The organism is Alteromonas sp. ASW11-130 (assembly GCF_026183735.1).
GTDB lineage: Bacteria > Pseudomonadota > Gammaproteobacteria > Enterobacterales > Alteromonadaceae > Alteromonas.
The window spans coordinates 450,886-476,599 of the sequence record NZ_JAPFRE010000027.1 but is presented as its reverse complement, the minus strand read 5'-3'; the positions used below and the strand labels follow the sequence as shown (position 1 = coordinate 476,599).

Below are 25,714 nucleotides of genomic sequence, written 5' to 3'. Positions count from 1 at the left end.
GAAATAAAAAAAGCGTTGTATGCTGAATATTTTCTATAAGCAATATAAAATAGCCTAAAAGTCAAATTTGGAAGCATAACGTAATGTTGGTCAAGACGCCGAAACACCTCGATAGAATCGATAGAAACATCCTTATAGTTCTGCAAAGAGACGGTCGAATTTCCAACGTCGAATTAGCAAAGGAAGTAGGACTAAGCCCCAGTCCTTGTCTGGAAAGAGTTAAAAGACTGGAGACCCAAGGTTATATCAAAGGATATCACGCTAGTGTTGATCCGATAAAATTAGGCGCTGCAATGTTGGTGTTTGTGGAAATTACGCTAGCCAAAACATCGGTAGATATCTTCGCCGAATTTTCTGCGGCGGTTCAAAAACACGATGACATACAGGAGTGTCATTTGGTGTCGGGAAATTTTGATTTCCTACTTAAAGCAAGGGTAGCAGACATGTCTAGCTATCGGCGTCTATTGGGAGATACCTTACTTCGACTGCCAGGCGTAAGTGCTTCGCGAACCTATGTGGTGATGGAGGAGGTCAAAAGCACGTCAGCGTTGAGAATCCAATTAAAGTAAATAATTATCACCATTATCTAAAAGGTAAAAAAGTAGGTAAGGCCAAGGGGATGTGGTAGGCTTTGAGCATAACTTGTTTTCACATTATTAAAATAACGACATTCTCTGATTCAGCTTTGGTTAAGAGTAAAATAGTAATAGTAAATGTAAACTAGACTCTTTCCCTGATAGGACAATCAACGTTATTGGACAGATAAATTTTTGGGTATGGCGCGACTTTCAGGTATCCAGCGGTTGCTGGAAGCAGGTATGATAATAGCCTGCGTATTTGCATTTTACTTATTGTTAGCATTGGCTTCCTTTCATCCGGGGGATCCCGGCTGGAGTCAAGCAGGCTTGCAACTTGATGTGCACAATTGGATGGGGGCTTCGGGGGCGTGGATAGCCGATTTACTGTTATTCAGTTTTGGTTGGCTAGCGTACTTGCTTCCATTTTGTAGTGCTTTTTTAGGTTGGTTTTTATTTCAGCATGTAAAAACCTTAGAAGAGTTTGATTATCTTACAATTGGTCTAAGAATTATTGGTATTGGGCTTATTTCGCTAGGAGCTTGCGGTCTGGCAAGCCTGAAAGTCAGTGAGCTTTATAATTTTTCAGCGGGCGGTTTTGTAGGTGATGTCATTAGTTCCGCTCTCATACCTTATTTCAATATAGCTGGCACCATATTATTATTTCTGTGCTTCTTATTCACTGGTTTCACCTTATTAACTGGGATAAGTTGGATAGTCGTTATTGATGGCCTAGGGTCGGCCGTCATGTGGTCTGGACGTAAAGCCTTGGCCATGCCCCAACAGCTAATGGGTTTAGAATTTCCTGCCCTTGCATTACCTAATCGCTCAACTTCACGAAATAGTGGGGCCAGTTCTGAATTAGATATAACCAGTATTCGGGCAGAGCCGCCCCCATATAGTGAACAAAGTAAGCCTTCGTCACACAGAGAAGAGCCGAAGTTTGATATTCCTGATGAGGTTTTCGATGACAATGAAGAAGATGCACCTCCTTTTGTCGTAGATGAACAACCTGCTCCCAAGGCGGAAACTACGAAATTTAGTAATCCATTTAAAAATAAAGCGAAAACTGCTCAGACAGATGAAAAGATTCGCGAAGATAGGGCAGGGCAGCTTGAGACTGAACCTACAACTGAACAAAGTAATACTCCTGACGGGCCAATGCCGTCATTCGATCTTTTGGAGCGCCCAGATAAACACGAAAACCCCATCTCGCAAGAAGAATTAGATATTGTCTCACGCTTAGTAGAAGAGAAACTGGCTGACTTTAATATTGAAGCGAAAGTGGTAGGAGTATTTCCAGGACCGGTTATAACTCGGTTTGAACTTGATTTAGCCCCTGGTGTAAAAGTAAGCAAAATTACTAGCTTATCGAAGGATTTAGCGCGAGCAATGTCCGCCATAGCGGTGCGTGTTGTAGAAGTGATCCCAGGCAAGTCGGTTATCGGCTTAGAGCTTCCAAACAAAAAACGCGAAATGGTGCGTTTGAGTGAAGTTATCAGTTGTGACACCTTTCAATCTAACAATTCACCTCTGACGATGGTGCTGGGAGCCGATATTAGTGGTAAACCAGTAGTAGTAGATTTGGCAAAAATGCCGCACTTACTCGTGGCAGGAACGACTGGCGCAGGTAAATCCGTGGGTGTGAATGTTATGATCTTGAGCTTGTTGTATAAGTCGACACCTGAAGATGTACGGATGATCATGATCGACCCTAAAATGCTTGAATTATCAGTCTATGAAGGTATACCGCATCTACTAGCGGAGGTGGTGACTGATATGAAAGAAGCATCCAATGCTTTACGCTGGTGTGTAGGTGAAATGGAACGCCGTTACCGGCTTATGTCTGCCTTGGGTGTGCGGAATTTAAAGGGCTATAATGCGAAAGTTAAGCAAGCTATTGCTGATGGCCAACCGATTAAAGACCCATTATGGCGTTCAGAAGATAGTATGGAAGCAGAAGCGCCTGATTTAGAAAAACTCCCCGCTATAGTCGTCGTCGTTGACGAATTTGCTGATATGATGATGATTGTGGGCAAAAAAGTTGAAGAACTCATTGCCCGTATTGCACAGAAAGCGAGAGCCGCTGGCATCCATTTGGTTTTAGCGACCCAGCGTCCTTCAGTAGATGTTATCACCGGTTTGATAAAAGCAAATATCCCAACGCGCATTGCATTTCAGGTGTCGAGTAAAATTGATTCGCGCACTATATTAGACCAACAAGGTGCAGAAGCATTGCTCGGTATGGGTGATATGTTGTATTTACCACCCGGTAGCCCCGTTCCAACCAGAGTACATGGTGCTTTCGTGGATGACCATGAAGTACATGCCGTGGTAGCAGATTGGAAAAAACGAGGCGAACCAGAATATATAGATGAAATTCTAAATGGCGAAGCGACAGCAGAAGTATTACTTCCCGGTGAGCAGCCAGAAGGAGCGGATCAGGAAGTTGATGCGTTTTATGATGAAGCCGTAGCGTTTGTTACCGAGTCTCGGCGCGCGAGCGTTTCCAGTGTTCAGCGTAAATTCCGTATAGGCTATAATCGCGCTGCTCGTTTAGTTGAGCAAATGGAGACGAGTGGAGTAGTCAGCGCACCCGGCCATAATGGTAACCGTGAAGTATTGGCACCTCCTGCACCACGCGATTGATTATAATTGAATTGGGATATACACGCGCATGTTAAATAGGAACGTTATGGGTAAAGTGCTTAGATTTATGAGTCTTAGTCTATTGACGCTAAGTTTAAATGTGTTGGCAAACTCAGATGAGATGTTGCTTAAACAGAAATTAGCAGACATGGAACAATATCGTGCCTCATTCAAGCAGGTAGTAAAAGACAGTAGTGATGAGGTGGTACATCAATCTACAGGCCGCTTAGTAATGGCCAGACCTAATAAACTTCGTTGGCAGACAGATAGCCCTGATGAAGTATTATTAATAGCTGACGGTGAGAAAGTTTGGAATATCGACCGCTTCGTCGAACAAGTAACCATAATGAGCCAACGTCTAATTATTGCTGACAACCCTTTTGTGTTGTTAACGAATACCAGCGAAGAAGCATGGTCTCAATTTGAAATCACAAAGCTAGCTGACACAGAAAAATTCGTGGTAACGCCCAAAGCCGACAAAGGTCAAATCAAACGTTTAATTCTGAAATTCAAGGGCAATCAACTTATTGGTTTGACCATGAGAGATGCTCAAGAACAAACCAGCGAACTGCGTTTTACGAATATCGAAACTCAGTTCTCGGTGGTGGATGATATGTTCAATCCTACTTTTCCAGAAACATTCACGGTCGACGATCAGCGGTGAGCGGTCAGTTTTCTCAGCCTCATACTCCTCTGGCAGCAAGACTCCGCCCGCAGAAAATTGAAGAGTATGTAGGCCAAAATCATATTCTCGGAGAAGGTAAGCCATTAAGAAAAATGTTGCTGGCTGGTCAGTGTCATTCAATGGTCTTGTGGGGGCCGCCAGGGACTGGGAAAACGACGCTAGCACAACTTATCTCCCAGTATTGCGAAGCGAGTGTAATCCAACTTTCTGCGGTTACTTCTGGCGTTAAGGAAGTGCGCGCGGCCATGGAAAAAGCTACACAGGATGCACGCTATCAGCAACGCACTATTTTGTTTATTGATGAAATACATCGCTTCAATAAGAGTCAGCAGGATGCTTTTTTGCCGTTTGTAGAAGATGGGACTGTTACTTTAATAGGTGCAACTACCGAAAATCCCTCCTTTGAGCTTAACAAAGCATTACTTTCACGGGTAAGAGTTTACATACTGCAATCGTTAACGGATGAAGCCTTATCCGATTTATTGGATAGGGCATTAACAGATGTGGAAAAAGGGCTGGGAGGGTTATCTTTAACCTTAGAGGATAACGCCAGAGAGGCTCTCTTAATAGCCTGCGCTGGAGATGCCCGGCGTATGTTGTTTTATTTAGAATTGGCTGCTGATTTTGCTGAAAATAGCGCGATTAACCTTAAAGAAGTGGAAGCCGCAATAGGTCAAAAAGTTGCTTCGTATGACAAGCAAGGGGATGCATTTTACGATCTTATTTCTGCATTTCATAAGTCAGTTCGAGGTTCTGATCCTGATGCTGCACTATACTGGTACGCACGCATCTTGAATGGCGGGGGAGATCCGCTGTATGTCGCTCGAAGGCTTTTAGCCATTGCATCAGAAGATATTGGTAACGCGGATCCCCGTGCTATACAACTGAGCTTGAATGCCTGGGATACATTTCAACGAGTCGGACCAGCTGAGGGAGAACGAGCGATCGCCCAAGCTACGGTATATTGCGCGTTAGCGGCGAAAAGTAATGCGGTTTATAAAGCATTCAACGAAGCCAAAGCTGTCGTGTCAAAAACGCCAGATTATCCTGTTCCTAATCACTTACGTAACGCACCGACCAATTTAATGAAAGAGCAGGGCTTTGGTAAAGGTTACCGGTATGCTCATAATGAACAAAATGCTTTTGCTGCGGGTGAGTGTTATTTACCTTCAGAGTTAGCCTCGTTACGGTTTTATCATCCTAATGAACGGGGCTTAGAAAAGTCTTTAAAAGCGAAGCGCGATTACCTTGATGAACTGAATAGAAACAGCAGCGATAAAAGGTATTAACGTGAATTCCACACTCGCAATGTATATTTATATTGCCTTAGGTGGTGCGTTGGGGGCTTGTCTGCGTTTTTTTATTACCAATACTGTTGATTCGTGGGTTGGAAAACATTTTCCATTTGGTACACTCACGGTTAATGTTGTGGGCTCTTTTTTGCTAATTATAGTGTACAGTTTAATTGAGCAAAGTAGTTGGGCAGAATTTCCCTATCGCGCGTTAGTTGGGGTAGGGCTGCTTGGTGCATTTACCACTTTTTCGACCTTTTCCCTGGAAACGCTAACTCTACTTGAAAATGGTTTATGGGAAAAAGCAGTACTGAACATACTGCTGAATGTATTCGTCTGCCTGTTAGCTGGCTGGATGGCAATCAAATTAGTTAAAGGATAAAAGAAGATTCATGTTAGATCCTAAGTGTTTACGAGAAGATATTGAACACACTGCAAAGCGACTTGCAAGCCGCGGTTTTACGTTGGACGTGGAGCAATTAAAAGCGCTGGAAGAAAAGCGTAAAGGCTTACAGATTAAAACACAAGACTTGCAAAACGAACGCAATGTACGCAGTAAGTCGATAGGTAAAGCCAAAGCACAAGGGCAGGATATCGCACCACTGCTTGCTGAAGTAAGTAAATTAGGTGATGAATTAGACGTCGCGAAAAAAGAGTTGTCAGAAGTCTTAGAACAAGTGCAGGAAATTGCTCTGGGGATACCTAACTTGCCTGATGAGTCAGTTCCTGTTGGTAAAGACGAAGAAGACAATCAAGAAGTATATCGATGGGGTGAACCAGCCGCGTTTGACTTTGAAGTAAAAGACCACGTCGATATTGCCCACGAATTGGATAATGGCGCCGATTTTGAGACCGGCGTAAAACTTTCGGGTAGCCGATTTGTTCTAATGCGTGGCCAGATAGCTCGGTTACATCGTGCACTATCGCAGTTTATGTTAGACGTTCATACCCAAGAGCATGGTTACGAAGAAAATTACGTTCCGTATTTAGTTAATACGGACAGTATGCTTGGAACCGGCCAATTACCAAAGTTTGCTGCAGACTCATTTCATACCGAACCGGCAACTGAAGAGGGACAGCGTCTGTCATTAATTCCTACAGCGGAAGTCCCTTTAACCAATGTTGCTCGCGATGAAATTATTGAAGCCAAACACCTTCCGGTAAAAATGACTGCGCACACTCCCTGTTTTAGAAGTGAAGCAGGTTCATACGGCCGTGATACCCGTGGTTTGATAAGAATGCATCAGTTTGACAAAGTAGAGCTGGTGCAACTGGTTGAGCCAAGTACAAGCTTTGATGTGTTGGAAGAACTCACCAACCATGCCGAAGTGATTTTACAAAAACTTAACTTACCCTATCGTAAAATGTTGCTTTGCACAGGGGATATGGGCTTTGGCTCATGCAAAACCTATGATTTGGAAGTATGGTTACCCGCGCAAGATACTTACCGGGAAATTTCGTCTTGCTCAAACATGTTGGATTTCCAGTCGCGTCGAATGCAGGGTCGGTATCGCAACCCCGTTACTAAAAAACCTGACTTGCTCCACACTCTGAATGGCTCTGGGTTAGCTGTGGGTAGAACATTAGTTGCCGTTCTCGAGAACTATCAGCAAGCTGACGGCTCGGTTAAAGTGCCAGAGGTGTTACTTCCTTACATGGGTGGGATTACTGAGCTTCGTACTTCAACTAAATAGCATTAAAGACATTTAGCGGGTTTAGGCAAGCCCGCTAATTTTGTCGCCTGTTTAGCCGGACCTTTCGGAAATAATCGTTGTAAATAGCGGCTGTTTCCTTTTTTAGGTCCAAATTTCTTTGCCATGGCTTTAACCAACACTCTGATAGCCGGGCTGGTTTCATATTCTATGTAAAATTCCCTTACAAAGCGCACAACTTCCCAGTGAGCTTCAGATAGTGAAATATTCTCTTGTTCTGCTAAAGCAGGAACCATCTCTTCTTGCCAATCTCTGTAATTCAGCAAGTATCCTGCTTTATCCACCTCTATCTGCTGATTCTGCCACGTGAAAAAATGAGATTCTTGCATTATAAATTTAACCAATGTTGCTGTATCGTACTTAAGGTAACCCACTTATCATAGTCTATGAGTTCAGCTTTGGACGTATCAATGCCTCGTGAGACACAGTCCTGTTTGATGGCGTATACATTAGCGTTACCGCTTAGTACTTTTTCGCGTAAACAATAGACCCCATCTTCGGCGAAGATGACACAATCGTTAGACGTCAACTTTTCAAGTATCGATTTCTGCCATGCTACTAATTGTGCGTGTCTAATAGTATAAAGCATCAGAATGTCACCACATGGTCCGCTCGTGCATATAAAGCGTGCTTTTTCTTATCTGATACAGGAGAGACTAAGCTAATCAAGTTCGACGGTAAAATATTGAAAGAATGTATACTTGTTTCACAAACAAAGCATGCCTCGATGTCATAAAACGGTAGCGCGTTTAATCGCTTTGCATGATTACTGAGGCTATCAGGTTGCTGGTTGTGAAGTAATTGATACACACCGTTACCTTCAAACAACAATTGAACGTCGTGGCCATAATTAGTTGCTGAAATTGCAAAATCCAACCCTTCATGAGCATCGGAAGAGCCGTAGGGCGGTTTCGTCATTCGAATAAGAATAGTCGACATTAGAACTGTACCAAACGATCAGTAGAGTGTAATTGAGCAAAGAAATCTGACAATCCCGTTTGCTCGAAGGGCGATCGTAGCGTAAAGCCTGGAAGGGCGTTTTCTTCCTGCTCCTGCTTACTAATTATTCCGCGTCTGGCTGCAGCAGTGACACAGACCTGCAAAGAAACATCACTATTTGAAGCAATGTCGCACCAACCTTTATACAAATTACGTTGTCCCGAAACAGATATGCCAAGACAGTTTGCATTCAATACCCCTTGTTGATAAAAAAATATATTAACTAAATGGGTACCGGGATTGTCCAACAGACTTTGTGCAAATTGTTGCGCGTTATAGATACGCTCACCTTCATATGGAGCGCTGGTAATTAGCATTGAATAAGAATGCATATAAATAAAAAACACCCCTAAAAGGGGTGTTTCTCCGAATTAAAGCTACTAACGCTATCAGTCATCACCGCCGAATGCGCCAAGTAAATGCAGCATAGAAACAAATAAATTATAAATGTTTAAATAAAGCGATACAGTCGCTCTGATGTAGTTAGTTTCGCCGCCGTGAATAATACGGCTCGTATCAAACAATATTAAGCCAGACATGATAAATACGATTGCTGCACTTAGTGCCAGGCTCACCGCTGGTATAGCAAAGAAGATATTGGCAATCCCCGCTATAATCGCGACTACCAAACCGACCATCAAGAAGCCACCCAGGAATGAGAAATCCTTTTTAGTCGTCAATACATAGCCGGATAGGGCAAAGAAGACTAATGCGGTGGCACCTAGTGCTTCCATAATTAGGCCGGGACCCGCTACACCCAAATAAAAATTAAGAGTATATCCAAGGGACGCTCCCATTAATCCTGTGAAAAGGAACACCCAATAGATACCTGATGCAGTATCCGCTTTTTTATGAACGACAAAAAGGGTGATAAATGCACCGATGGTCATAACCAAAGACATCATAGGAGTAATGCCAACAGCCATTGCGATACCTGCACACACAGCACTGAATGCCAGCGTCATGGCAAGTAACATATAGGTGTTACGCAAAACCTTATTAGTTTGCAGTACAGATGTCTGAGATGCACTTGCATACATCGAACGTTGATCCATTATATTCTCCAACTGGACACATGAAAACGACCACAATGGTCTATTTATTTTATTACTTCATTTGTATGGCTTTTGGTTACTTTTTTCAAGTCTTTTCGACAAGTAGCAACAGCTAAAACGAAAATATTTATGTAACAAGCTGTAAAAATAATCGTTGTGGTTAAATCTCGCGCAGTTGAACATTTTTTTTAAATTAACCCTTTACAGGCTGAAAAATATCATTAAGATACGCCTCACTTCACGGAGAGTTGGCAGAGTCCGGTTGAATGCACCTGACTTGAAATCAGGCGAAGGGTCAAACCTTCCGGGGGTTCGAATCCCTCACTCTCCGCCACATTCTAAAAAACCGCACAATAGTGCGGTTTTTTTTTGCTTTCTATAGCCATCATCTGTGGTGCAGCTATTTCCCTTAAAAAGTCTATCTTAGTAGTACTTTGTACTTTGTACTTTGTACTTTTCACTTTGTACTTTTCAATATATAGCCCTGCGAGGTTATTCAAGCTCTCTTGGCACGAACATACTCCTCGCTTTTAATACGTTGATATTGTGAACGTCTAACGGCGCAACATTAAAGCAAATTAAAGGCGTTCTAAAAGTAGAATGACATTGTCCATATAGGTAAACACTAATGCTATGGATATTGCGATTCCGCTGCTCTAAATTCGCTTATTCGTTGTTGGCTTTTTTCCTTTTTTAAAATCGAATGCGTTTTTCATTGCAATACTGTTAGGACGTAAAACTATTCGATGCCCGTGATGGTTTTAGATAGCTGTAACAAATCGCCTTTAAATGTTACGGCTTATGTACCATCCATTTTTTTATTTAGAGCCTGTGCTACCGTTCACAATAAGAATTTCAGGAGGCGATGATGAACATACTCGGCAATAATTCAATTATTGAGAAGATCGGGACGAGTCTTGGTTGGCTTATAATATTGAGCTTTTTCTTATTTGGGGTGGTTCGTGTTGGGGTGGGTGGCGCATTATTTCTGCAAGCAGAATCATTTCTTGCATTACAGCCTCTGCAAGAAGTGGTACACGAAACCCAGGCATTTATCGATAAGCGAAAAAGTGATCAGCTAGTCGGCTTTACTACGCCGGTTTATTTTCTATATATATTTGCTATGGGCCTGATATTGTTATTAGGAGTACTTGGAGTGATCAAACGACAAAGCTATGGATTTTATTGTCTCTTCACCTATTTAATTATGCACGCCTTGTTGTTTATAAATTTTCAAGAAATTAACCCAAAACTGACAGGTCTCGCAGCTGCAACCGCAGCATGGGTAGTATTATATTATGTAAGAAAACCTACAAGGCGTTGATACTCATCAGGCAACGCTGTACATCATTTCTTTACCCATTTGCCATCGGCGTTTTTATGGTACACTTCTTTTACCGCTGACCAGGCGACTTTGAAGGCTACTTCTTCACGGCTGTCATCTCCACGACGGTCGTCTTTATCTTTATATTCATCCCAGGCACTATTAAACGCTTCCTTAAAAACATCCTGTGCGTGTGAAGGCAAGTTATCCTTAACTGAATCGGGTAAATCTTGTTTATTTTTGTAGGGCATTGGCTTTTATCCTCCTCGAATTCTTTAGTACTTTGTTTATGTTCTCTTTGTTCAAAAATCAATTTTTTATAAATTAAGACAAAAGTCTAAGGGTAAAGTCTTCACAGTATTCGCTATCGTGATATGATGCCAAGCGAAGTTAAAACACTATCGATATAGTGAGCATTAAATGTGATCAAAATACTCCTTGCAGACGATCATGATCTGGTTCGTAACGGAATTCGCAGAATTCTTGAAGATGTTAGTGACTTCTCGGTAATAGGCGAGGCCAAAAACGGTGAAGAAGCAGTTCAGTTATGTCGTCGAAATGCCCCCGATGTGGTACTGATGGATGTAAATATGCCAGGCATGGGAGGCTTAGAAGCAACTAGGAAAGTAGTGCGTATGTCTGAGAATACACGCGTTATTTGCTTGTCAATGCACAAAGAAAACCCGATACCTTCACAGGTTATGCAGCAGGGGGCATACGGATTCATTACAAAAGATGCAGAGCCAGATGAAATGATTCGTGCCATCTATAAAGTATCAGCTGGCCAGAAATACTTACCTTTTGATATAGCGCAAAGCATAGCTTTTAGTAGACTTGCGCCAGCAAATAACAATCCGTTTGACGGACTATCCACTCGTGAACTGAATATAGCTATGCGAATAACCCGTGGGCAAAAAGTACCGGAGATTGCGATAGAACTAAGCATTAATTCAAAAACCGTCAATACCTACCGCTACCGTATGTTTGAAAAGCTTGGCATTTCTACAGATGTTGAGCTGACCCATCTTGCCTTGCGACATAAACTTATCGATCCAAATTTGTTGTAAAAAAGCATGTCAGAATTCGACGCTAACGAATTTTTAAAACACCTTTCGAACCAACCTGGCGTGTATAGAATGTACAATCAGGAAGGTGATGTTATCTACGTGGGGAAAGCGAAAAACCTGAAAAACAGGGTTTCCAGTTATTTCAGGATGAAGGTGGATAACGCCAAAACGCGCGCGCTTGTCAGCCAAATTGCTAACATGGATGTAACCGTTGTTAATAGTGAGACGGAAGCGTTTTTGCTCGAAAATAACTTTATCAAAAAGTACAAACCTCGTTACAACGTGCTACTGCGAGACGATAAGTCCTATCCTTTTATTTTTCTTTCAGCTCATGAACATCCCAGGCTGGCTTTCCATCGCGGACCACAAAAGAAAAAAGGCGAATATTTCGGACCGTATCCCAGTGCATGGTCGGTACGAGAAAGCCTGCGTTCCATCCAGCGTATTTTCCCCGTGCGCCAATGTGAAGACAGTTATTACCGCGCGCGGAGTAGACCCTGCTTGCAGTATCAGATGAAACGATGCTCAGCACCCTGTGTCGAAGGTTACGTGAGTGACGAAGAATATCAGGAGCAGGTGTCAATGGCTCGTTTATTCTTACAGGGCAAAAACCAACAGGTCATAGCGACCATGGTTGAAAAAATGGAACACGCCAGTGAATCATTAAACTTTGAAGCAGCCGCTCGTTACCGCGACCAGATCAATGTGCTTAGGAAAGTGCAGGAGCGCCAATGGGTATCCGGCACGCTGGACGAAATGGACGTCTTCGGATTCGCTGTTAAGGGCGGGTTGGCATGTATCCAGGTATTGTTTATTCGTGATAATCAGTTACTTGGTAGCAAAGCTTATTTTCCTAAAGTGCCAGTAAATACTGCGCACAACGAAATTTTTGAGTCATTCTTCTTACAGTTTTATCTTGCTGGAAATAAAATTATTCCAAAGCAAATTGTACTCAATTCAGTACTTTCTGATGAGCCTGCAATAATCGACTTACTTTCACATGAAGCTAAACACAGGGTGAAAATTTTTAGAGGCGCCAGAGAAGAGAAGCGTCGCTACCTTCAGTTAGCGCAAAAAAATGCAGAGTCTGCCCTGGAAGCACAGTTTGGTAAACAACAGTCGATATTAGCCCGCTATATTGATTTAGAGTCTGCCTTAGAGCGCGATCTCCCCATTCAGAGGATGGAATGTTTCGATATTAGTCATACAGCAGGACAACAAACTGTAGCCTCATGCGTGGTGTTCAACCGTGAAGGCCCTCTGAAGAGCGATTACAGACGCTTTAATATAGAGGGAATTACACCGGGAGACGATTATGCAGCCATGGCGCAGGCCCTTAAGCGTCGTTATAAAAATGTAAAAGATGTCAGTAATATCCCAGATATCTTATTTATTGATGGGGGGAAGGGGCAGCTAGCTCAGGCTGAAAATTTTTTTGATGACTGGCCTGAAGAATCTAGACCGCTATTGATAGGGGTTGCAAAGGGCACTACGCGGAAACCAGGTTTGGAAACTTTAATACTGGCTGGTTCACATGAAACCCTAGCGTTGGATTCCCATTCTCCAGGCCTCCATCTAATACAGCATATTCGTGATGAATCACATCGGTTTGCTATAAGTGGACATCGTAACCGCCGGCAAAAAGTTAAAACTACATCCAGTTTGGAAGGAATTCCGGGTATTGGTGCCAAAAGACGCCAAAGCTTACTGAAATTTATGGGGGGCCTTCAGGGCCTCAAAAAAGCGAGTAGAGAGGAAATTGCAAAAGTGCCAGGCATAAGTAACGAGCTCGCTGAAACAATTTATGATCATTTGCATCTATAAATAACTATAGATGAAATTAAAATTACGTTAATCTGAAAAGAGAACAAAAATAAGGACAGCCATTGAAGCTGACGAAGATCTGACTATGTGGACAGTACCCAATCTCATCACATTATTTCGCGTTATTCTTATACCTGTATTTGTAGTAGTGTATTTCTTAGACTGGCATTGGGCTAAACAAGCTGGTGCGTTTATTTTTTGGTTAGCAGCTATAACCGATTGGTTTGATGGCTATCTGGCGAGAAAGCTCCAACAAAGTACGCCATTTGGCGCTTTTTTAGACCCGGTTGCGGATAAACTTATTGTTGCGGCTGCCCTACTAATGATCACTCACACTTATCAATCTGTTTGGATCACCATACCCGCCATTATTTTGATGGTGCGTGAAGTCTATATTTCCGCTTTACGGGAATGGATGGGGCAAATCGGCATGAGTGAACAGGTAAAAGTCTCATTCATAGGGAAAGCGAAAACCATGGCGCAGATGTTAGCGCTAATTGGTTTGTTGTCTGAATTAGAAACATTCATGGGCGTTACAATTTACTGGGTCACATTGGGACACATCTTATTATATCTCGCCGCTATTTTATCGTTGTGGTCTATGGTCGTTTACTCGGCTGCTGCAGGTAAACATCTTAAGTCGGGGGGAACGGCGCAAAATTGATGCTTCTTCAATCAATCTGAATAAAAAATTAGCAAACAGTTAAGAAAGCTGAAATTAATCGTTTTTTTGTGTTGACAGTTCAAGTGGTAACGGTAGAATGCACCCCACATTTGAAGCGGGTTACCTAATTGATAATTAGCTCAAATGATGTAGAGGAAGGCACATTCGATGTGACTTTCACTACAAAAGGATTGCGGGAATAGCTCAGTTGGTAGAGCACAACCTTGCCAAGGTTGGGGTCGCGAGTTCGAGTCTCGTTTCCCGCTCCAATTCGGCGGAATGGCAGAATGGCTATGCAGCGGATTGCAAATCCGTGGATCTCGGTTCGACTCCGGGTTCCGCCTCCAATATTTTGCTGAGCATAAACGGCTTCCAGGCCGCACCTCATTGTCGAAAGACAAACCCATGCCCGGGTGGTGAAATTGGTAGACACAAGGGATTTAAAATCCCTCGCTGGTAACAGCGTGCCGGTTCAAGTCCGGCCCCGGGCACCATTTACTTATACTTCCTCATACCTCAGTTTATTTGTGAATATTGACAATAATGCTGGTTAGCGTAACGTAACCTGTGATATTGCAATAGAAAGATTTATGCGCTAATTCGAAGGGATATTAATGAGGTTTTGTGTTTTACTATCAGCATTACTTATTTGTTCCTGCTCGCTTACTCAGTTCAAAGAGTGGGCGGTGCCTGAAACTAGTGTTCCTAACACATCGAAAGCTAATAAAGTACCAGCCCCTGAGCAAAACTCATCATCTAAAGTAGTCAATCACCGACCTAGCGTCAAAGAAAAATACTCGTGTGCTTTTAATGCGTCCGCTGATGATGCGGTTAATTTTATACAACGTTTTGCACAAGCGACCTATCATGAACAAGATGCGCTAAATGAGAAAAAGGTTACGCAGATAAATAAAGAGCTGACTCTTTTTGTAGATAGTGACTATATTCAAAAGCATTATTTGTATAAATCCCTTTATGTATTTCCTTTTTATGATGAGCATAGTGCAACACCCGAAGTGACGTGTGTCATGGAAGAGGGCGCGTTAATTGCTGTATATGTAGCGTTAAATACTGATGGTGGTGATGCAGTTCAGGTTAATAAGTTTACGTTAAAGCGTGATGAAAGAGGTATTTTGAGTATCGTTCCACAGCAGCCCCCCAGCGTCGTGCCAAAAGGTGTATTTTCGGCCAAACAAGAACGTACCAACTGGTCTCCTCGATTATACCTTCGCGTACCGGAAGTCGTCTACAAAGAGAATCTCAGCGCCCAACTACAATAAATATTTCAGCTATTTAGCATAACTGCTACACTTCTTCATAATTGTCATCATTCATTCGCAGGCGTTGTCATGCAAGACTTGTTGCCCTATGCATTACTATGTTTCACGTCCTTTTTTACGTTAATTAATCCACTAGGTGTTATGCCTATCTTCATGACGTTAACGTCTGAATTATCCGCGCAACAAAGAATCAAAACTGCTCGTAAGGCATTGGTGGTGTCTTTTATCACCATTTCCTGCTTCGCATTGGGTGGGCAGCTTCTTTTCGCTTTTTTTCACATTTCAGTTGATAGTTTTCGCATAGTAGGCGGTATTATCTTTCTAATTATGGGTATGGATATGCTTCAAGCGCGTTTATCTCGCGTCAAAGTGGGTAAAGATGACGTAAAAAGTTATGTGGAAGATATTTCTGTGACTCCGTTGGCAATACCTATGATTTGTGGTCCAGGAGCGTTAACCAATGCAATAGTATTAATGGACGACGCTTTCGACCTACAACGCCAAATTATTTTGTTTTCGGTGGTATTTCTGGTTTTATTCATCACCTATTGGGTGCTGTATTTCGCCAGCGCATTAATTAAATTATTAGGTGATACTGGGATCAAAGTTATGATGCGTTTGATGGGGTTGATTATCATGGTTATTGCAGTAGAGTTCATCATTGCCGGTATCAAACCTATCATCTTTGATATATCGCTCCAGCTTAATGCCAGTTGATCACTATACAGCCAGGTTGTATCGATTGTATGATTGACGAATAAAAACTATATAGCCTGAAACTGTTATGAACCCATTCCTTATTGATCCAGAACAATTAAATGATGAACTGTTTTCCACACGTGTAGTGGTACTTCGCGCTGAAATGAGAGATCCTTTTGGCGACGCTGAAAAAATAGAGAATCACGACTATTTGCCGCAGGCAAGAAATTTCAATCTGGATGGACAGGGTAGTGATCGTAATTCATCTTTGCCGCACACTCTGCCATCTATTGACCAACTGAGTCATTATCTTGGTTCTCTCGGAGTAGCTTTAACCACGCCTGTTGTGGTTTACGACGATAAAGGTATTTTTAGCTCGGCGCGTGTTTGGTGGATGTTAAAATCTTTAGGCCATGAGTCCGTACGTGTTTTAAATGGTGGTTTACCGGCTTGGAAGGATTTAGGCCTTACGTTAAATGCGGAGCCTGCGTCACCGGGACGTAATCGCCTTTATGAAGCGAATGCACAGCCAAATTGGTTCGTTGACAAATCTACTGTTTTAGAAGCTATATCTGGACCTATTCAAATTATTGACGCGAGAAGTTCGGAAAGGTTTTTCGGTAAAACGAAGGAACCTAGAGATGGTGTAGTAAGCGGACATGTCCCAGGGGCTAAAAATTTACCCTTCAGCAGAGTGCTCGAAGATAATAGATTTAAAGAAACAGTGGCGTTAAGACAAGAGTTTACGAAAGCAGAAATTGACTTAAGCTCCCCCTTGATTGTGTTATGCGGGTCAGGAGTCACGGCCTGTATCGTGGGTATGGCCGCATTAATGTGTGGCGCCAATGCAGTTAGTGTTTATGATGGCTCTTGGACTGAGTGGGGAAGCTGCGAAGAATGCCCGGTGGAGGCCGTCGGTGGCTAATTTTCCAAGGGTTGTGGTACTTACCGGTGCAGGAATTTCTGCCGAATCTGGCCTCAAAACTTTTCGCGATAGCGGCGGCTTATGGGAAAATTTTCGGATCGAAGACGTTGCCACCCCGGAGGCTTTTACTGCCAACCCTAACTTGGTTTATCACTTTTACAATATGCGCCGCCAGCAACTTCGGGATGAAAAAATCCAACCGAATGCCGCGCATAACGCGCTCGCTGAACTGGAAGGGGTTTTAGGTGATAGGTTTGCGCTGATTACACAGAATGTTGATGATTTACATGAACGAGCGGGTAGTCAGCGCGTATTCCACATGCATGGGCAATTACGATCGGCCAGGTGTTTAAAAAGCCATGCGGCAGTAGTATGGAACGACGACCTTGACCTAAATAGTCGTTGTGGTTGCTGTATGCCGAAAAATGGTTTACGGCCTGACATCGTCTGGTTCGGTGAAATGCCACTGTTTATGGAAGAGATCCATCAGTTGTTAAGTCAGGCAGATTTATTTATATCTATAGGTACATCAGGTCAAGTTTATCCAGCAGCTGGATTCGTCGATATCGCTAACGAATTCGGCGCTGATTCGATAGAACTGAATCTGGAGCCAAGCTATCAACATACAAACTTCAAACACTCAATTCACGGCAAAGCCTCGACCGTCGTCCCTGAATTTGTCAAAGAATTTCTAAAACCAATTAAGGACCAGTAACCTATGCCGTGGCTTGATGAATTTATCACAATAGCTTTAGTACATTTGGTGGCGGTAGCAAGCCCGGGGCCTGATTTTGCGGTTGTCGTCCGAAACAGTGTGGCATATGGACGTAAAATTGCTATGTGGACTAGCGTTGGTATCGGTTTGGGCATACTGCTGCACGTTGCCTATTCATTGGTTGGGCTAAGCGTTGTAATCAAAACGACACCTTGGCTATACGCAGCAATCAGTTATCTTGCTGCAGCTTATTTACTTTACCTGGCATATGGGGCGATAAGAAGTGGTCCAAATAATCGGCAATCTGTTAATCAAAATGAATTGCAACAAGGGAAATCAGACGATGCGATAAGCCTCAAAAAAGCGCTCTGGATGGGGTTTCTAACGAACGGGCTCAATCCCAAGGCGACTTTATTTTTCCTGTCACTTTTCACCGCAATTATCAGTGTGGAAACACCGCTATCGGTTAAGACATTTTATGGTGTTTATCTAGCATTTGCTACTGGTGCCTGGTTTTGCTTTCTTTCTTTTTTGCTCAGCACTAATAAGGTAGCAACTTTAATTGGGACAAAAGGCTACTGGCTTGACCGTATCATGGGCGTATTACTTATTGGCCTGGCAGCTAAGCTGGTTTGGACCTAGCCGACTGCTTTTTACCCGCATAGACTAGAACTATGAACATTTACGTTTTATCTGTTAGATAAGGTATACTGCGTCGCGATGTTAAGTAGTGATGAGGTTTTTGGTGTCAGCAAGCAACCAACAACAAGATGATAAGCCTGGTAGTAATGAGCATATGGCTCGGTCGCTTAAAGGACAATATAAATTCGATTTAACCGAACTAATTAAACGTGCTGCGTCAATATGTAAAAAGCGGTTTTCTACAGTATTCCGTGCATGCTTGATGCTAATCGCTGTGATTGCTTCCTTAGTGTTCATACTACTTAATTTTGTCGGTATTGAAGCGGTACAAAAATTAACTGCTGTGCAACAATCTGTTCTAGATGTAGTTGGGATATTTGTTATTTCTCCTTTAATCGCGGGACTGTGGATGATATGTATTCGTTGCGTTCGCGGTCAGGCCGCGCATCCGTCTCAGATTGTCAGCTATTTCTCGCTCGGATTGGTACTAGGGTTGGCGCAACTGGTTATTTCTACCTTCGTGCAAATTGGACTTGCTCTGTTCATTATCCCTGGCGTTTATTTGTTTATTGCCACTTCATTTACTTTACCTTTGATTGTAGATAAAAAATTAAGGGTAGCAGACGCGTTGGTGTTGTCCTGTAAAATGGTAAATCAGTATTTCACAGGCTTCCTTGCGTTATTCGGATTGTTCACTGTCCTTTTCTTCCTAACTATCCTGACTTTTGGTATAGCCCTGATAGTAGTAATGCCTTTCTACTATGTCACACTGGCCTTGTTATACGACGATTTATTTGGCTCACCTTCAGACGATGAGATTAATATCGACGACAACGAAGAGGCCAATTTTAATGCATAAATTGGAAACCCTAAAAATTATCCTGATTGCGGTCGGTGTATTGATAATTATCGTTTTCAATGCGTGGTTATTTACTGACAAAGAGCCTGATTTACTTGACGTACCACAAACTAAACAAGCTGAAAAACCGGTTCCGGATTTTTCAGCTTTTGAAAATGTTAAAAAGCGTAAAGCCGCTTTCTTTAGTTATCTAAAGCCTGAAGTGGAAAAACAAAATGAGTATCTGTTGACCCTTAGGCACTATATTCAAACATTGCAAAGACAGCTAAGCAGCGGGAAAACCTTAAATGAAGAAGATAGCGAGAGAGTAGCTTGGTTGGTGAAAGAGTATCGAATAACTAAAGATCTGATGCTACCAGAGCAACTTGAAGCGTTATTGCTTAAAATTGACATATTGCCAGCCGATTTGGTTATGGCTCAAGCAGCGAATGAATCGGCATGGGGAACCTCACGGTTTGCTCAGCAAGGGTACAACTTTTTTGGTTTGTGGTGTTTTAAACGTGGTTGTGGTTTTGTTCCTGCAGAACGCAATGAGGGAGCGGCCCATGAAGTTGCTAAATTCCCCAACTTGTCTCGAGCAACCTATACTTATATGCGTAACCTAAATCGTCATTACGCATACAAAGAGCTTCGCCAGATAAGGGCACGGTTGCGTAAAAATCAACTGCCTATTACCGGCTATGCGCTTGCTGAAGGGTTACTTAATTATTCTGAACGCGGCGCTGCGTACGTGGAAGAACTACAATCAATGATCAACTTCAACCAGGAGTATATGGCAGAATGAAAGCAGTAATAATTTATTTATTAGGATGCCTCTCATTTCCTATCTTCGCAGAGACATTACAGGTTGAGTACAGTCGCTTCTATAGTCACATCCGTAAGCTCAACTCTGAAGACACTAACGCTTTGCAATTCGCTTTCGGTTTTTTAAGGGTAGGTGAGGGCCGGTTGTGTAATATTACTGCGGCACAAATCGTAACGCCTAAACAAACGATGCCATTAAAGATTACTGACGAATATAGATTTACTGTACAAAACGAAAAAGCGCTCAAATTGGCTGATGCGGTAGTAGAAATTTCATTAGCAGAACCTGCGAATGTCTGCGATATGTCTGTTCAGCTTGAAACAAAGCCAGCCTACCTAAAGAAAAGTTATAGCAATGAAGAACTACAGCTATTGTTGGACCAATACACAGCGTTTTTCAACGAAATGGGTAGTTTTTTGTCGTTTATGATGCCGACGGTGCAAGGATTGAATATCCAATTTGAAGACCCTTATATGGATCACGTTTTTAAAGAAGAGCCGCATATTCAAAATGGTATGCTTCGTCTTGATAAAGATTGGTTTGAGCATGGTAAAGGGTTGAATTTACCCGTTAAACCACTCCGAATTACTGCAATCGCATCAAAGTAAAAAATCAGTCTGCTTCCAACATCAATTGAAAACGGATTTGCTCAGCTAACCGTTGAATTGTTTTTTCGCCTTTTTCGCACATTTCAGCCGCGCGGTGAAATTCCATCAAACCGACATCTATTAAGCGGGGTTCGATAAGGATATCGGGGGGCTCGCCAGCTAAACGCGATCGGGTCACTCGCGCTTGCAGGATCTCTAGGGAACTGCTAATCACGCTAAAAATGCTGGGAGGCAAAAGTTTGTCTTCTTTGGGCTCGGGAGAGAACCATTGGCGTACAGCGTTATGTCCCTTATTCAAAAAAGTATCGGTCTTTCGCTGTGCTTCTTCGTGTTCCTCTACTTCTTTTTTTAAACGTTGGGGACGAAAATCTGAATCTAAATTCACAGCAATTACAAAATCAGCACCCATCTGGCGACATAAATTTACTGGGACGGGATTAACAACCGCGCCATCCACTAACCAGCGATCCCCATATGCAACTGGGCTGAATAAACCTGGGATAGCACACGAAGCCTGAATAGAGTTACCCACTTCTCCCCGTTTAAAAACCACTTCTCGACCCGAGTACAAGTCCGTCGCTACAACGGCTAAAGGTTTATTCATCTCTTCAAATGTAGGTGCGCATAGATCTTCACTGAGCTTTTTAAACACCTTATTTCCGGTGGCTAAACCACCGCGGCCCCAACCCACACCCATTAACGAAAGTACTTGCCATTCAGTTAAAGAGGAAGACCATTCTTTTAACTCTTGTAATCGACCACTGGTATAAGCGGCACCTACATAAGCGCCGATAGAGCAACCAGAGACAACATCAATTTGCACACCTATTTTTTCAAGTGCTTCAATTATCCCGATATGTGTCCAACCACGCGCTGCACCAGCGCCAAGCGCTAAGCCAATTTTCATTGTTAGTCCGTTATATTTACTATCTGTACAATGTTATCTTCGTCATTCAAATTAGAGGGTGGCATATCTGGCGCGTCAAATCCAATATCGCCATCTACTACTGGTCCATTTGATGTAGTAATTGATTTAAAATCATAAAGATTGCCGTCAACCAGGTGAGAGGGCGTAACGTTCTGCATTGCTCTGAACATTGACTCTATCCGACCGGGAAAACGCTTGTCCCAATCTTGTAGCATGTGCTTGATGTTCTGTCTTTGCAGGTTTTCCTGTGAACCGCACAGGTTACAGGGAATAATCGGGAAATCAGCTTCGTGAGAGTAGCGTTCAATATCTTTTTCTGAACAAAGTGCTAAAGGCCTAATTACGATATGTTTACCATCATCCGTGACCAGTTTAGGGGGCATCGCTTTTAATTTCCCGCCATGAAACATGTTTAAGAACAACGTTTCGATCATATCATCACGATGGTGGCCTAGCGCTATTTTGGTGGCGCCTAGTTCCGTAGCGGTGCGATACAAAATGCCGCGACGTAAGCGTGAACAGAGTGAGCAGGTCGTTTTGCCCTCAGGAATTTTTTCTTTAACGATTGAATATGTATCTTCCTCAACAATTTTGTATGCTACACCCAACGCCGAAAGGTAGTCCGGAAGAACATGTTCCGGAAATCCAGGTTGTTTTTGATCAAGATTAACAGCGACAATACTGAAGCTAATTGGTGCGATACGTTGCATGTAGAGTAATATATCCAATAATGTGTAACTGTCTTTACCACCCGAAACACACACCATGACTTTATCGCCATCTTCGATCATAGAGAATTGATCGATCGCTTTGCCGACATTTCTGCGCAAACGTTTTTGCAGTTTGTTGAAACTATACTTCGCTTTACTTTGCGATGCAGCTGAGTTGGTTGCAACTACTGAAGACATATTAACGGTGTACCTCAAAAAATTCAGAGGGGTATTATACTAGAGCGTATTAATCTTTGCTGTTGAATTTTATAGCAGAAAGCTTCAGTAAACAGCTTCAGTAGGATTTACATCGATTACCACCCTTCCTTCTTAGTTCGTCTTATCATTAGGCGATTATCGGGCCACGTAATTCTCTCATCCGTGCGGTAGGACTAACGTTATAAATAAGAGATTATTGGATAATAGTTGCATCATAATAGCCTCTACCATATCAACTGAATTATGATTAGAAATGTTGAGTGGCAAAATATAGCTGGAACAAACCAAAACAGGCAAGGCTGATTGCGATTACTTGTTTTAAAATAGGGTGTCTTAAACCTTTCATCAACCACTCTATGCCAATCGCAGCGGCAAACATAGTGGGCAAGGTGCCTAAACCAAAAAACAACATGATCAGGCCGCCAGAAACCGCGCTGCCTGAAGCAAGCGCCCAGGTCAGCGTGGAATATACCAATCCGCAAGGTAACCAGCCCCAGATGAAACCGTAGGGAAGGGCGTGCAATGGTGTTTTAAACGGTAAGAATCGTTTCGACCATGGCTGCACGATTGTCCAAATTCTACTCCCCACTTTTTCAATAGCTACCAATCCATTCCACCATTGGCCAAGATAGCACGCCATCGCTATTAACATGAAGGCGCTTAAGATAAATAGAATCAGCTTCGACCCTGGCATGACGGCCACAGATAAGCTGCTCATGGTGCCTGCAATAATACCCGCTATTGTATAACTACTTATCCGGCCCACATTATAGGATAGAGAATACCAACCAATATTTTCATTCGAGGGGCTAAGCATTCTAAAAGCGCCGACAATACCACCACACATCCCTAAACAATGCACACCGCCAGCTAAACCTATGAGAAATGCTGAGGTCAGGCTGAGCTCATTCATTCCGTTTTTTTCTTTCTTCGGCTAATTTTTTTTCTTCTGGAGATAAGTCATCATCGAACAAAATGTTGTAACCCTGGCGATCCAAATCTTCAAATTGATTGGATTTTACCGCCCAAAAGAATACCGCAATTGCAATTGCAATAATAACGACCGCCAGCGGTATAAGTACGTATATAATGCTCATTGATGAAGACTATTTTAAGATTCTGGTTGAGTTTGAAACAACGATAATACTGCTTAATGACATTCCGATCACAGCCATCCACGGGCTTAATATTCCACTTACCGCAAACGGTAAGATACACAAATTATAGCCTACTGCCCACATGATATTTTGTCGTATTATGCGTTTTGTTTGTTTTGACACACTGAATAGTGTTGGTAGCAAATTTATTTTGTCCTTCAGCAAAATAACATCGGCGGTAGATTTAGCAATATCCGTTGCGTTGCCAACCGCAACGGACACGTCTGCACTTGCCAGTACGGGGGTGTCGTTGATGCCGTCACCTAGCATCATAACCTTACGGCCCTGTTGCTGAAGTGATTGAACCAGTTGATATTTTTGTTCTGGAGTATGGTCACCGTAAAATTCAGAAATACCTACTCGCTTTGCAATCTGTTCTACTTGACGATTGTGATCGCCGCTTAAAATGATTAATTGCTGCTCGAATTTGCTAAGCGTTTCTTTTACATCATCTTTTAACTGGTCTGTCACTTCAAAACAGGCGATGCACGTATTGTTGCGACTCAAATATACATTCGCTTGAATGGGGCGGTGGTCATTTTCCGCGGATACAAAAGCATACGAGCCTATTTTATAGTTATTACCGTCGATTGTTCCGCTGACGCCACATCCTGGCGTCACTCTAAAGTCATTTAATCTGAGAAGTTGATTGACACGAAAAGCATTGGCGATGGGATGCTCAGAGCGAGATTCCAACGTGGCTGCGATTGTCAGGGCATGCTCAACGTGGATACCTTGCTCAACCCAACTGTTTTGTATTGAGAATTTACCTTCCGTTAACGTACCAGTTTTATCAAGTGCTATAAGGTCAATTGAGTTGACTTGTTCTAACGCTTCGGCCCGTTTGAGTAAAATGCCGTTCTTATTAAGTTTAGCCATAGCGCAAGTTAGGGCAGTTGGGGTCGCTAACCCAAGCGCACATGGACAAGTCGCAACTAATACTGCAATAGCAATCCAAAACGCCTGTTCACTTCCAATGATCGACCAATACAAATAGCTACCTAAGGCTATGAGCAATACCGCCACTACAAAATATTGGGAAAAAGTATCTGCCATCTGAGCAGCTTTAGGTTTGACTGCCATGGCTGCATCCTGAATCCGAATGATCTGATTCACCAACGCTTCTTTTAAGGTTTTTTCTACCTCAATGATAACGCTGCCGACACGGTTTACTGTGCCGCCGTACACAGAATCGCCAACGCGTTTGTGAACGGGCTCAAACTCACCAGTAAGCATCGATTCATCTATATCGGCGCTGCCTTCAATAATAACGCCATCGATGGGGATTGTTTCGCCAGGTTTAACTAGAACTCGCTGACCCATCTTAAGCGATTTTGCTAAACCACGAACATGTTTATCATTCTCATCTAATATGTTCGCTGTAACGGGCACAAACTGTTGCATATTGGCCGAGATGGTCGCGGCTCGATACCGACTACGATGTTCCAGATACCTACTGAGTAGTAATAAAAAAATGAACATACAAATCGACTCGAAATAGGCTTCGCCTTGGGAAAATAGAGTCGACTTGAGACCGGCAAAAAACGTCGCTAACACCGCAATGGATATGGGTACGTCCATATTTACAGTGCGAGCAGAAAGTGCTTTTAACGCACCAATATAAAAAACACTACCCGAATAAAACACTACAGGGGTGGTTAACACTAATGCCACCCAGTAGAAATACTGTTTTGTTTCTAAATCGATATTGCCAAACCAATCAAAATACAGGGCCGCCATGAGCATCATCACCTGCATAGTCATCAAACCGGCTAAGCCCAGACGCTTTAGAAAGCGATGATTTTCAGCTTTGAACGACTTTTCATGCTCATCAGGCTGAAAAGGTAATGCTTTGTACCCAATTTTTTGTAGCGTTTTTAGAATCTGGCTTAAAGATATGTCTTTCGTATGCCAACTAATTAATGCTCTACGATTTGCAATGTTAACGGCTATTTGCTGTATACCCGTTACTTTAGAGAGCTGCTTTTCTATAAGCCATCCGCAAGCCGCACAAGTGATTCCTTCAATTGTCAGCTGTATTTGTTTAACGTCTTCGGTTTGATAAACAAAATCCTCCTGAAGGTCGGGATCGTCGTATACACTAAGGCTATCTAATCTACTTAAAATAGATTCATCACCCTTAGTCGCTTTTTCAGTGCGAAATTGATAATAATCTTCAAGTCCATTTTCCTTGATTGCTGTTGCGACGGCTTCACAGCCGGGACAGCACACTTCGCGCTTTTGCCCTAAAAGCGTAACTGTAAAAGGTGTATCAGCTGGGTTAGCCTGACCGCAATGAAAGCAAGTAGAAGACATACAAA

At 42.7% G+C, this 25,714-nt stretch carries 29 protein-coding genes and 4 tRNA genes; 22 read left to right on the top strand and 11 right to left on the bottom strand.

Going from position 1 to position 25,714, the window contains the following annotated elements; all coding sequences use genetic code 11:
- Positions 1-83: 83 nt before the first annotated feature.
- The 6 genes from lrp (at position 84) to serS (ending at position 6,895) form a co-directional block, all read left to right on the top strand.
- Positions 84-569, top strand: coding sequence for a leucine-responsive transcriptional regulator Lrp (gene lrp, locus OPS28_RS11325; RefSeq protein WP_265609559.1), 486 nt, complete (start codon positions 84-86; stop codon positions 567-569).
- Between the two features lie 207 nt (positions 570-776).
- Positions 777-3,224, top strand: coding sequence for a DNA translocase FtsK (locus tag OPS28_RS17080; RefSeq protein WP_332017798.1), 2,448 nt, complete (start codon positions 777-779; stop codon positions 3,222-3,224).
- Between the two features lie 46 nt (positions 3,225-3,270).
- Positions 3,271-3,888 carry an outer membrane lipoprotein chaperone LolA gene (gene lolA / locus OPS28_RS11310; RefSeq protein ID WP_265609558.1) on the top strand — a complete coding sequence of 206 codons (618 nt, stop codon included), beginning with the start codon at positions 3,271-3,273 and terminating at the stop codon, positions 3,886-3,888.
- A complete protein-coding gene (locus OPS28_RS11305) occupies positions 3,885-5,198 on the top strand; it encodes a replication-associated recombination protein A (RefSeq protein ID WP_265609557.1) in 1,314 nt (437 codons plus the stop codon). Before lolA ends, OPS28_RS11305 begins: the two co-directional genes overlap by 4 nt.
- 1 nt (position 5,199) lies before the next feature.
- Positions 5,200-5,583, top strand: a complete 384-nt coding sequence (gene crcB / locus OPS28_RS11300; protein ID WP_265609556.1) for a fluoride efflux transporter CrcB — start codon at positions 5,200-5,202, stop codon at positions 5,581-5,583.
- Positions 5,584-5,593: 10 nt separating this feature from the next.
- Positions 5,594-6,895: a serine--tRNA ligase gene (serS, locus tag OPS28_RS11295; protein WP_265609555.1), complete on the top strand. Its 1,302-nt coding sequence runs from the start codon at positions 5,594-5,596 to the stop codon at positions 6,893-6,895.
- Positions 6,896-6,897: 2 nt separating this feature from the next.
- Here the strand turns inward: serS and OPS28_RS11290 are convergent, their stop codons facing one another.
- From OPS28_RS11290 to OPS28_RS11270, 5 genes are read right to left on the bottom strand one after another with little or no spacing between them, the layout of a single operon-like run.
- A complete protein-coding gene (locus OPS28_RS11290; protein WP_265609554.1) occupies positions 6,898-7,242 on the bottom strand; it encodes a TusE/DsrC/DsvC family sulfur relay protein in 345 nt (114 codons plus the stop codon).
- Positions 7,242-7,502 carry a DsrH/TusB family sulfur metabolism protein gene (locus tag OPS28_RS11285; RefSeq protein WP_265609553.1) on the bottom strand — a complete coding sequence of 87 codons (261 nt, stop codon included), beginning with the start codon at positions 7,500-7,502 and terminating at the stop codon, positions 7,242-7,244. Before OPS28_RS11285 ends, OPS28_RS11290 begins: the two co-directional genes overlap by 1 nt.
- On the bottom strand, positions 7,502-7,852 hold the full coding sequence (gene tusC, locus OPS28_RS11280) for a sulfurtransferase complex subunit TusC (RefSeq protein WP_265609552.1): 351 nt from the start codon (positions 7,850-7,852) through the stop codon (positions 7,502-7,504). The genes OPS28_RS11285 and tusC overlap by 1 nt, the downstream gene beginning before the upstream one ends.
- Positions 7,852-8,244, bottom strand: a complete 393-nt coding sequence (gene tusD / locus OPS28_RS11275) for a sulfurtransferase complex subunit TusD (protein ID WP_265609551.1) — start codon at positions 8,242-8,244, stop codon at positions 7,852-7,854. Before tusD ends, tusC begins: the two co-directional genes overlap by 1 nt.
- A gap of 57 nt (positions 8,245-8,301) precedes the next feature.
- Positions 8,302-8,967, bottom strand: a complete 666-nt coding sequence (locus tag OPS28_RS11270; protein WP_265609550.1) for a Bax inhibitor-1/YccA family protein — start codon at positions 8,965-8,967, stop codon at positions 8,302-8,304.
- Between the two features lie 242 nt (positions 8,968-9,209).
- Between OPS28_RS11270 and OPS28_RS11265 the strand changes: the two genes are divergently transcribed.
- A tRNA-Ser gene (locus OPS28_RS11265) sits at positions 9,210-9,301 on the top strand.
- A 531-nt stretch (positions 9,302-9,832) separates the two neighbouring features.
- A complete protein-coding gene (locus OPS28_RS11260) occupies positions 9,833-10,291 on the top strand; it encodes a hypothetical protein (protein ID WP_265609549.1) in 459 nt (152 codons plus the stop codon).
- 23 nt (positions 10,292-10,314) lie between these two features.
- On the opposite strand, the gene chaB is transcribed toward OPS28_RS11260, so the two are convergent.
- Positions 10,315-10,542 carry a putative cation transport regulator ChaB gene (chaB, locus tag OPS28_RS11255; RefSeq protein WP_265609548.1) on the bottom strand — a complete coding sequence of 76 codons (228 nt, stop codon included), beginning with the start codon at positions 10,540-10,542 and terminating at the stop codon, positions 10,315-10,317.
- 171 nt (positions 10,543-10,713) lie between these two features.
- Between chaB and uvrY the strand changes: the two genes are divergently transcribed.
- From uvrY to OPS28_RS11185, 14 genes are all read left to right on the top strand, one after another.
- On the top strand, positions 10,714-11,358 hold the full coding sequence (gene uvrY, locus OPS28_RS11250; protein WP_265609547.1) for a UvrY/SirA/GacA family response regulator transcription factor: 645 nt from the start codon (positions 10,714-10,716) through the stop codon (positions 11,356-11,358).
- A 6-nt stretch (positions 11,359-11,364) separates the two neighbouring features.
- Positions 11,365-13,182, top strand: coding sequence for an excinuclease ABC subunit UvrC (uvrC, locus tag OPS28_RS11245; RefSeq protein WP_265609546.1), 1,818 nt, complete (start codon positions 11,365-11,367; stop codon positions 13,180-13,182).
- A gap of 85 nt (positions 13,183-13,267) precedes the next feature.
- The gene (gene pgsA, locus OPS28_RS11240; protein ID WP_265609545.1) at positions 13,268-13,846 is read left to right on the top strand and encodes a CDP-diacylglycerol--glycerol-3-phosphate 3-phosphatidyltransferase; all 579 of its coding nucleotides are present in this window, start codon (positions 13,268-13,270) and stop codon (positions 13,844-13,846) included.
- Between the two features lie 193 nt (positions 13,847-14,039).
- Positions 14,040-14,115: transfer RNA gene (locus OPS28_RS11235), tRNA-Gly, on the top strand.
- Between the two features lie 4 nt (positions 14,116-14,119).
- Positions 14,120-14,193 (top strand) — tRNA-Cys (locus OPS28_RS11230).
- 60 nt (positions 14,194-14,253) lie between these two features.
- Positions 14,254-14,340, top strand: a tRNA-Leu gene (locus OPS28_RS11225).
- A gap of 120 nt (positions 14,341-14,460) precedes the next feature.
- Positions 14,461-15,126: a hypothetical protein gene (locus OPS28_RS11220; RefSeq protein WP_265609544.1), complete on the top strand. Its 666-nt coding sequence runs from the start codon at positions 14,461-14,463 to the stop codon at positions 15,124-15,126.
- Between the two features lie 69 nt (positions 15,127-15,195).
- Complete coding sequence (locus tag OPS28_RS11215) at positions 15,196-15,843, top strand: MarC family protein (RefSeq protein WP_265609543.1); 648 nt, start codon at positions 15,196-15,198, stop codon at positions 15,841-15,843.
- A 67-nt stretch (positions 15,844-15,910) separates the two neighbouring features.
- Entirely contained in the window at positions 15,911-16,750 is an 840-nt protein-coding gene (locus tag OPS28_RS11210) for a sulfurtransferase (protein ID WP_265609542.1), read from the top strand.
- Entirely contained in the window at positions 16,689-17,465 is a 777-nt protein-coding gene (gene cobB, locus OPS28_RS11205) for a Sir2 family NAD+-dependent deacetylase (protein WP_269468670.1), read from the top strand. Before OPS28_RS11210 ends, cobB begins: the two co-directional genes overlap by 62 nt.
- 3 nt (positions 17,466-17,468) lie before the next feature.
- Positions 17,469-18,107 (top strand): LysE family translocator, encoded by a 639-nt coding sequence (locus tag OPS28_RS11200; protein WP_265609540.1) that lies wholly within the window; start codon positions 17,469-17,471, stop codon positions 18,105-18,107.
- A 103-nt stretch (positions 18,108-18,210) separates the two neighbouring features.
- The gene (locus OPS28_RS11195) at positions 18,211-18,966 is read left to right on the top strand and encodes a hypothetical protein (RefSeq protein WP_265609539.1); all 756 of its coding nucleotides are present in this window, start codon (positions 18,211-18,213) and stop codon (positions 18,964-18,966) included.
- On the top strand, positions 18,959-19,750 hold the full coding sequence (locus OPS28_RS11190; protein WP_265609538.1) for a glucosaminidase domain-containing protein: 792 nt from the start codon (positions 18,959-18,961) through the stop codon (positions 19,748-19,750). Before OPS28_RS11195 ends, OPS28_RS11190 begins: the two co-directional genes overlap by 8 nt.
- Positions 19,747-20,379, top strand: a complete 633-nt coding sequence (locus OPS28_RS11185) for a DUF2987 domain-containing protein (RefSeq protein ID WP_265609537.1) — start codon at positions 19,747-19,749, stop codon at positions 20,377-20,379. Before OPS28_RS11190 ends, OPS28_RS11185 begins: the two co-directional genes overlap by 4 nt.
- A gap of 4 nt (positions 20,380-20,383) precedes the next feature.
- Here the strand turns inward: OPS28_RS11185 and rssA are convergent, their stop codons facing one another.
- The 5 genes from rssA to OPS28_RS11160 all read right to left on the bottom strand — a co-directional run bounded on the left by rssA (position 20,384) and on the right by OPS28_RS11160 (position 25,709).
- Complete coding sequence (gene rssA / locus OPS28_RS11180; protein ID WP_265609536.1) at positions 20,384-21,286, bottom strand: patatin-like phospholipase RssA; 903 nt, start codon at positions 21,284-21,286, stop codon at positions 20,384-20,386.
- A gap of 2 nt (positions 21,287-21,288) precedes the next feature.
- Positions 21,289-22,215, bottom strand: a complete 927-nt coding sequence (gene ttcA, locus OPS28_RS11175; RefSeq protein ID WP_265609535.1) for a tRNA 2-thiocytidine(32) synthetase TtcA — start codon at positions 22,213-22,215, stop codon at positions 21,289-21,291.
- 268 nt (positions 22,216-22,483) lie between these two features.
- Positions 22,484-23,149: a sulfite exporter TauE/SafE family protein gene (locus tag OPS28_RS11170; RefSeq protein ID WP_265609534.1), complete on the bottom strand. Its 666-nt coding sequence runs from the start codon at positions 23,147-23,149 to the stop codon at positions 22,484-22,486.
- Complete coding sequence (ccoS, locus tag OPS28_RS11165; protein ID WP_265609533.1) at positions 23,142-23,333, bottom strand: cbb3-type cytochrome oxidase assembly protein CcoS; 192 nt, start codon at positions 23,331-23,333, stop codon at positions 23,142-23,144. The genes OPS28_RS11170 and ccoS overlap by 8 nt, the downstream gene beginning before the upstream one ends.
- Before the next feature lie 9 nt (positions 23,334-23,342).
- Positions 23,343-25,709: a heavy metal translocating P-type ATPase gene (locus OPS28_RS11160; protein ID WP_265609532.1), complete on the bottom strand. Its 2,367-nt coding sequence runs from the start codon at positions 25,707-25,709 to the stop codon at positions 23,343-23,345.
- Between the last annotated feature and the right edge of the window lie 5 nt (positions 25,710-25,714).

Coding starts and splice junctions, on each gene's coding strand:
- lrp (WP_265609559.1), top strand. CDS start 84: ATGTTGGTCAAGACGCCGAAACACCTCGATAGAATCGATAGAAACATC.
- OPS28_RS17080 (WP_332017798.1), top strand. CDS start 777: ATGGCGCGACTTTCAGGTATCCAGCGGTTGCTGGAAGCAGGTATGATA.
- lolA (WP_265609558.1), top strand. CDS start 3,271: ATGGGTAAAGTGCTTAGATTTATGAGTCTTAGTCTATTGACGCTAAGT.
- serS (WP_265609555.1), top strand. CDS start 5,594: ATGTTAGATCCTAAGTGTTTACGAGAAGATATTGAACACACTGCAAAG.
- OPS28_RS11290 (WP_265609554.1), bottom strand. CDS start 7,242: ATGCAAGAATCTCATTTTTTCACGTGGCAGAATCAGCAGATAGAGGTG.
- OPS28_RS11285 (WP_265609553.1), bottom strand. CDS start 7,502: ATGCTTTATACTATTAGACACGCACAATTAGTAGCATGGCAGAAATCG.
- tusC (WP_265609552.1), bottom strand. CDS start 7,852: ATGTCGACTATTCTTATTCGAATGACGAAACCGCCCTACGGCTCTTCC.
- tusD (WP_265609551.1), bottom strand. CDS start 8,244: ATGCATTCTTATTCAATGCTAATTACCAGCGCTCCATATGAAGGTGAG.
- OPS28_RS11270 (WP_265609550.1), bottom strand. CDS start 8,967: ATGGATCAACGTTCGATGTATGCAAGTGCATCTCAGACATCTGTACTG.
- OPS28_RS11260 (WP_265609549.1), top strand. CDS start 9,833: ATGATGAACATACTCGGCAATAATTCAATTATTGAGAAGATCGGGACG.
- chaB (WP_265609548.1), bottom strand. CDS start 10,542: ATGCCCTACAAAAATAAACAAGATTTACCCGATTCAGTTAAGGATAAC.
- uvrC (WP_265609546.1), top strand. CDS start 11,365: ATGTCAGAATTCGACGCTAACGAATTTTTAAAACACCTTTCGAACCAA.
- pgsA (WP_265609545.1), top strand. CDS start 13,268: ATGTGGACAGTACCCAATCTCATCACATTATTTCGCGTTATTCTTATA.
- OPS28_RS11220 (WP_265609544.1), top strand. CDS start 14,461: ATGAGGTTTTGTGTTTTACTATCAGCATTACTTATTTGTTCCTGCTCG.
- OPS28_RS11215 (WP_265609543.1), top strand. CDS start 15,196: ATGCAAGACTTGTTGCCCTATGCATTACTATGTTTCACGTCCTTTTTT.
- OPS28_RS11210 (WP_265609542.1), top strand. CDS start 15,911: ATGAACCCATTCCTTATTGATCCAGAACAATTAAATGATGAACTGTTT.
- cobB (WP_269468670.1), top strand. CDS start 16,689: ATGGCTCTTGGACTGAGTGGGGAAGCTGCGAAGAATGCCCGGTGGAGG.
- OPS28_RS11200 (WP_265609540.1), top strand. CDS start 17,469: ATGCCGTGGCTTGATGAATTTATCACAATAGCTTTAGTACATTTGGTG.
- OPS28_RS11190 (WP_265609538.1), top strand. CDS start 18,959: ATGCATAAATTGGAAACCCTAAAAATTATCCTGATTGCGGTCGGTGTA.
- OPS28_RS11185 (WP_265609537.1), top strand. CDS start 19,747: ATGAAAGCAGTAATAATTTATTTATTAGGATGCCTCTCATTTCCTATC.
- rssA (WP_265609536.1), bottom strand. CDS start 21,286: ATGAAAATTGGCTTAGCGCTTGGCGCTGGTGCAGCGCGTGGTTGGACA.
- ttcA (WP_265609535.1), bottom strand. CDS start 22,215: ATGTCTTCAGTAGTTGCAACCAACTCAGCTGCATCGCAAAGTAAAGCG.
- OPS28_RS11170 (WP_265609534.1), bottom strand. CDS start 23,149: ATGAATGAGCTCAGCCTGACCTCAGCATTTCTCATAGGTTTAGCTGGC.
- ccoS (WP_265609533.1), bottom strand. CDS start 23,333: ATGAGCATTATATACGTACTTATACCGCTGGCGGTCGTTATTATTGCA.
- OPS28_RS11160 (WP_265609532.1), bottom strand. CDS start 25,709: ATGTCTTCTACTTGCTTTCATTGCGGTCAGGCTAACCCAGCTGATACA.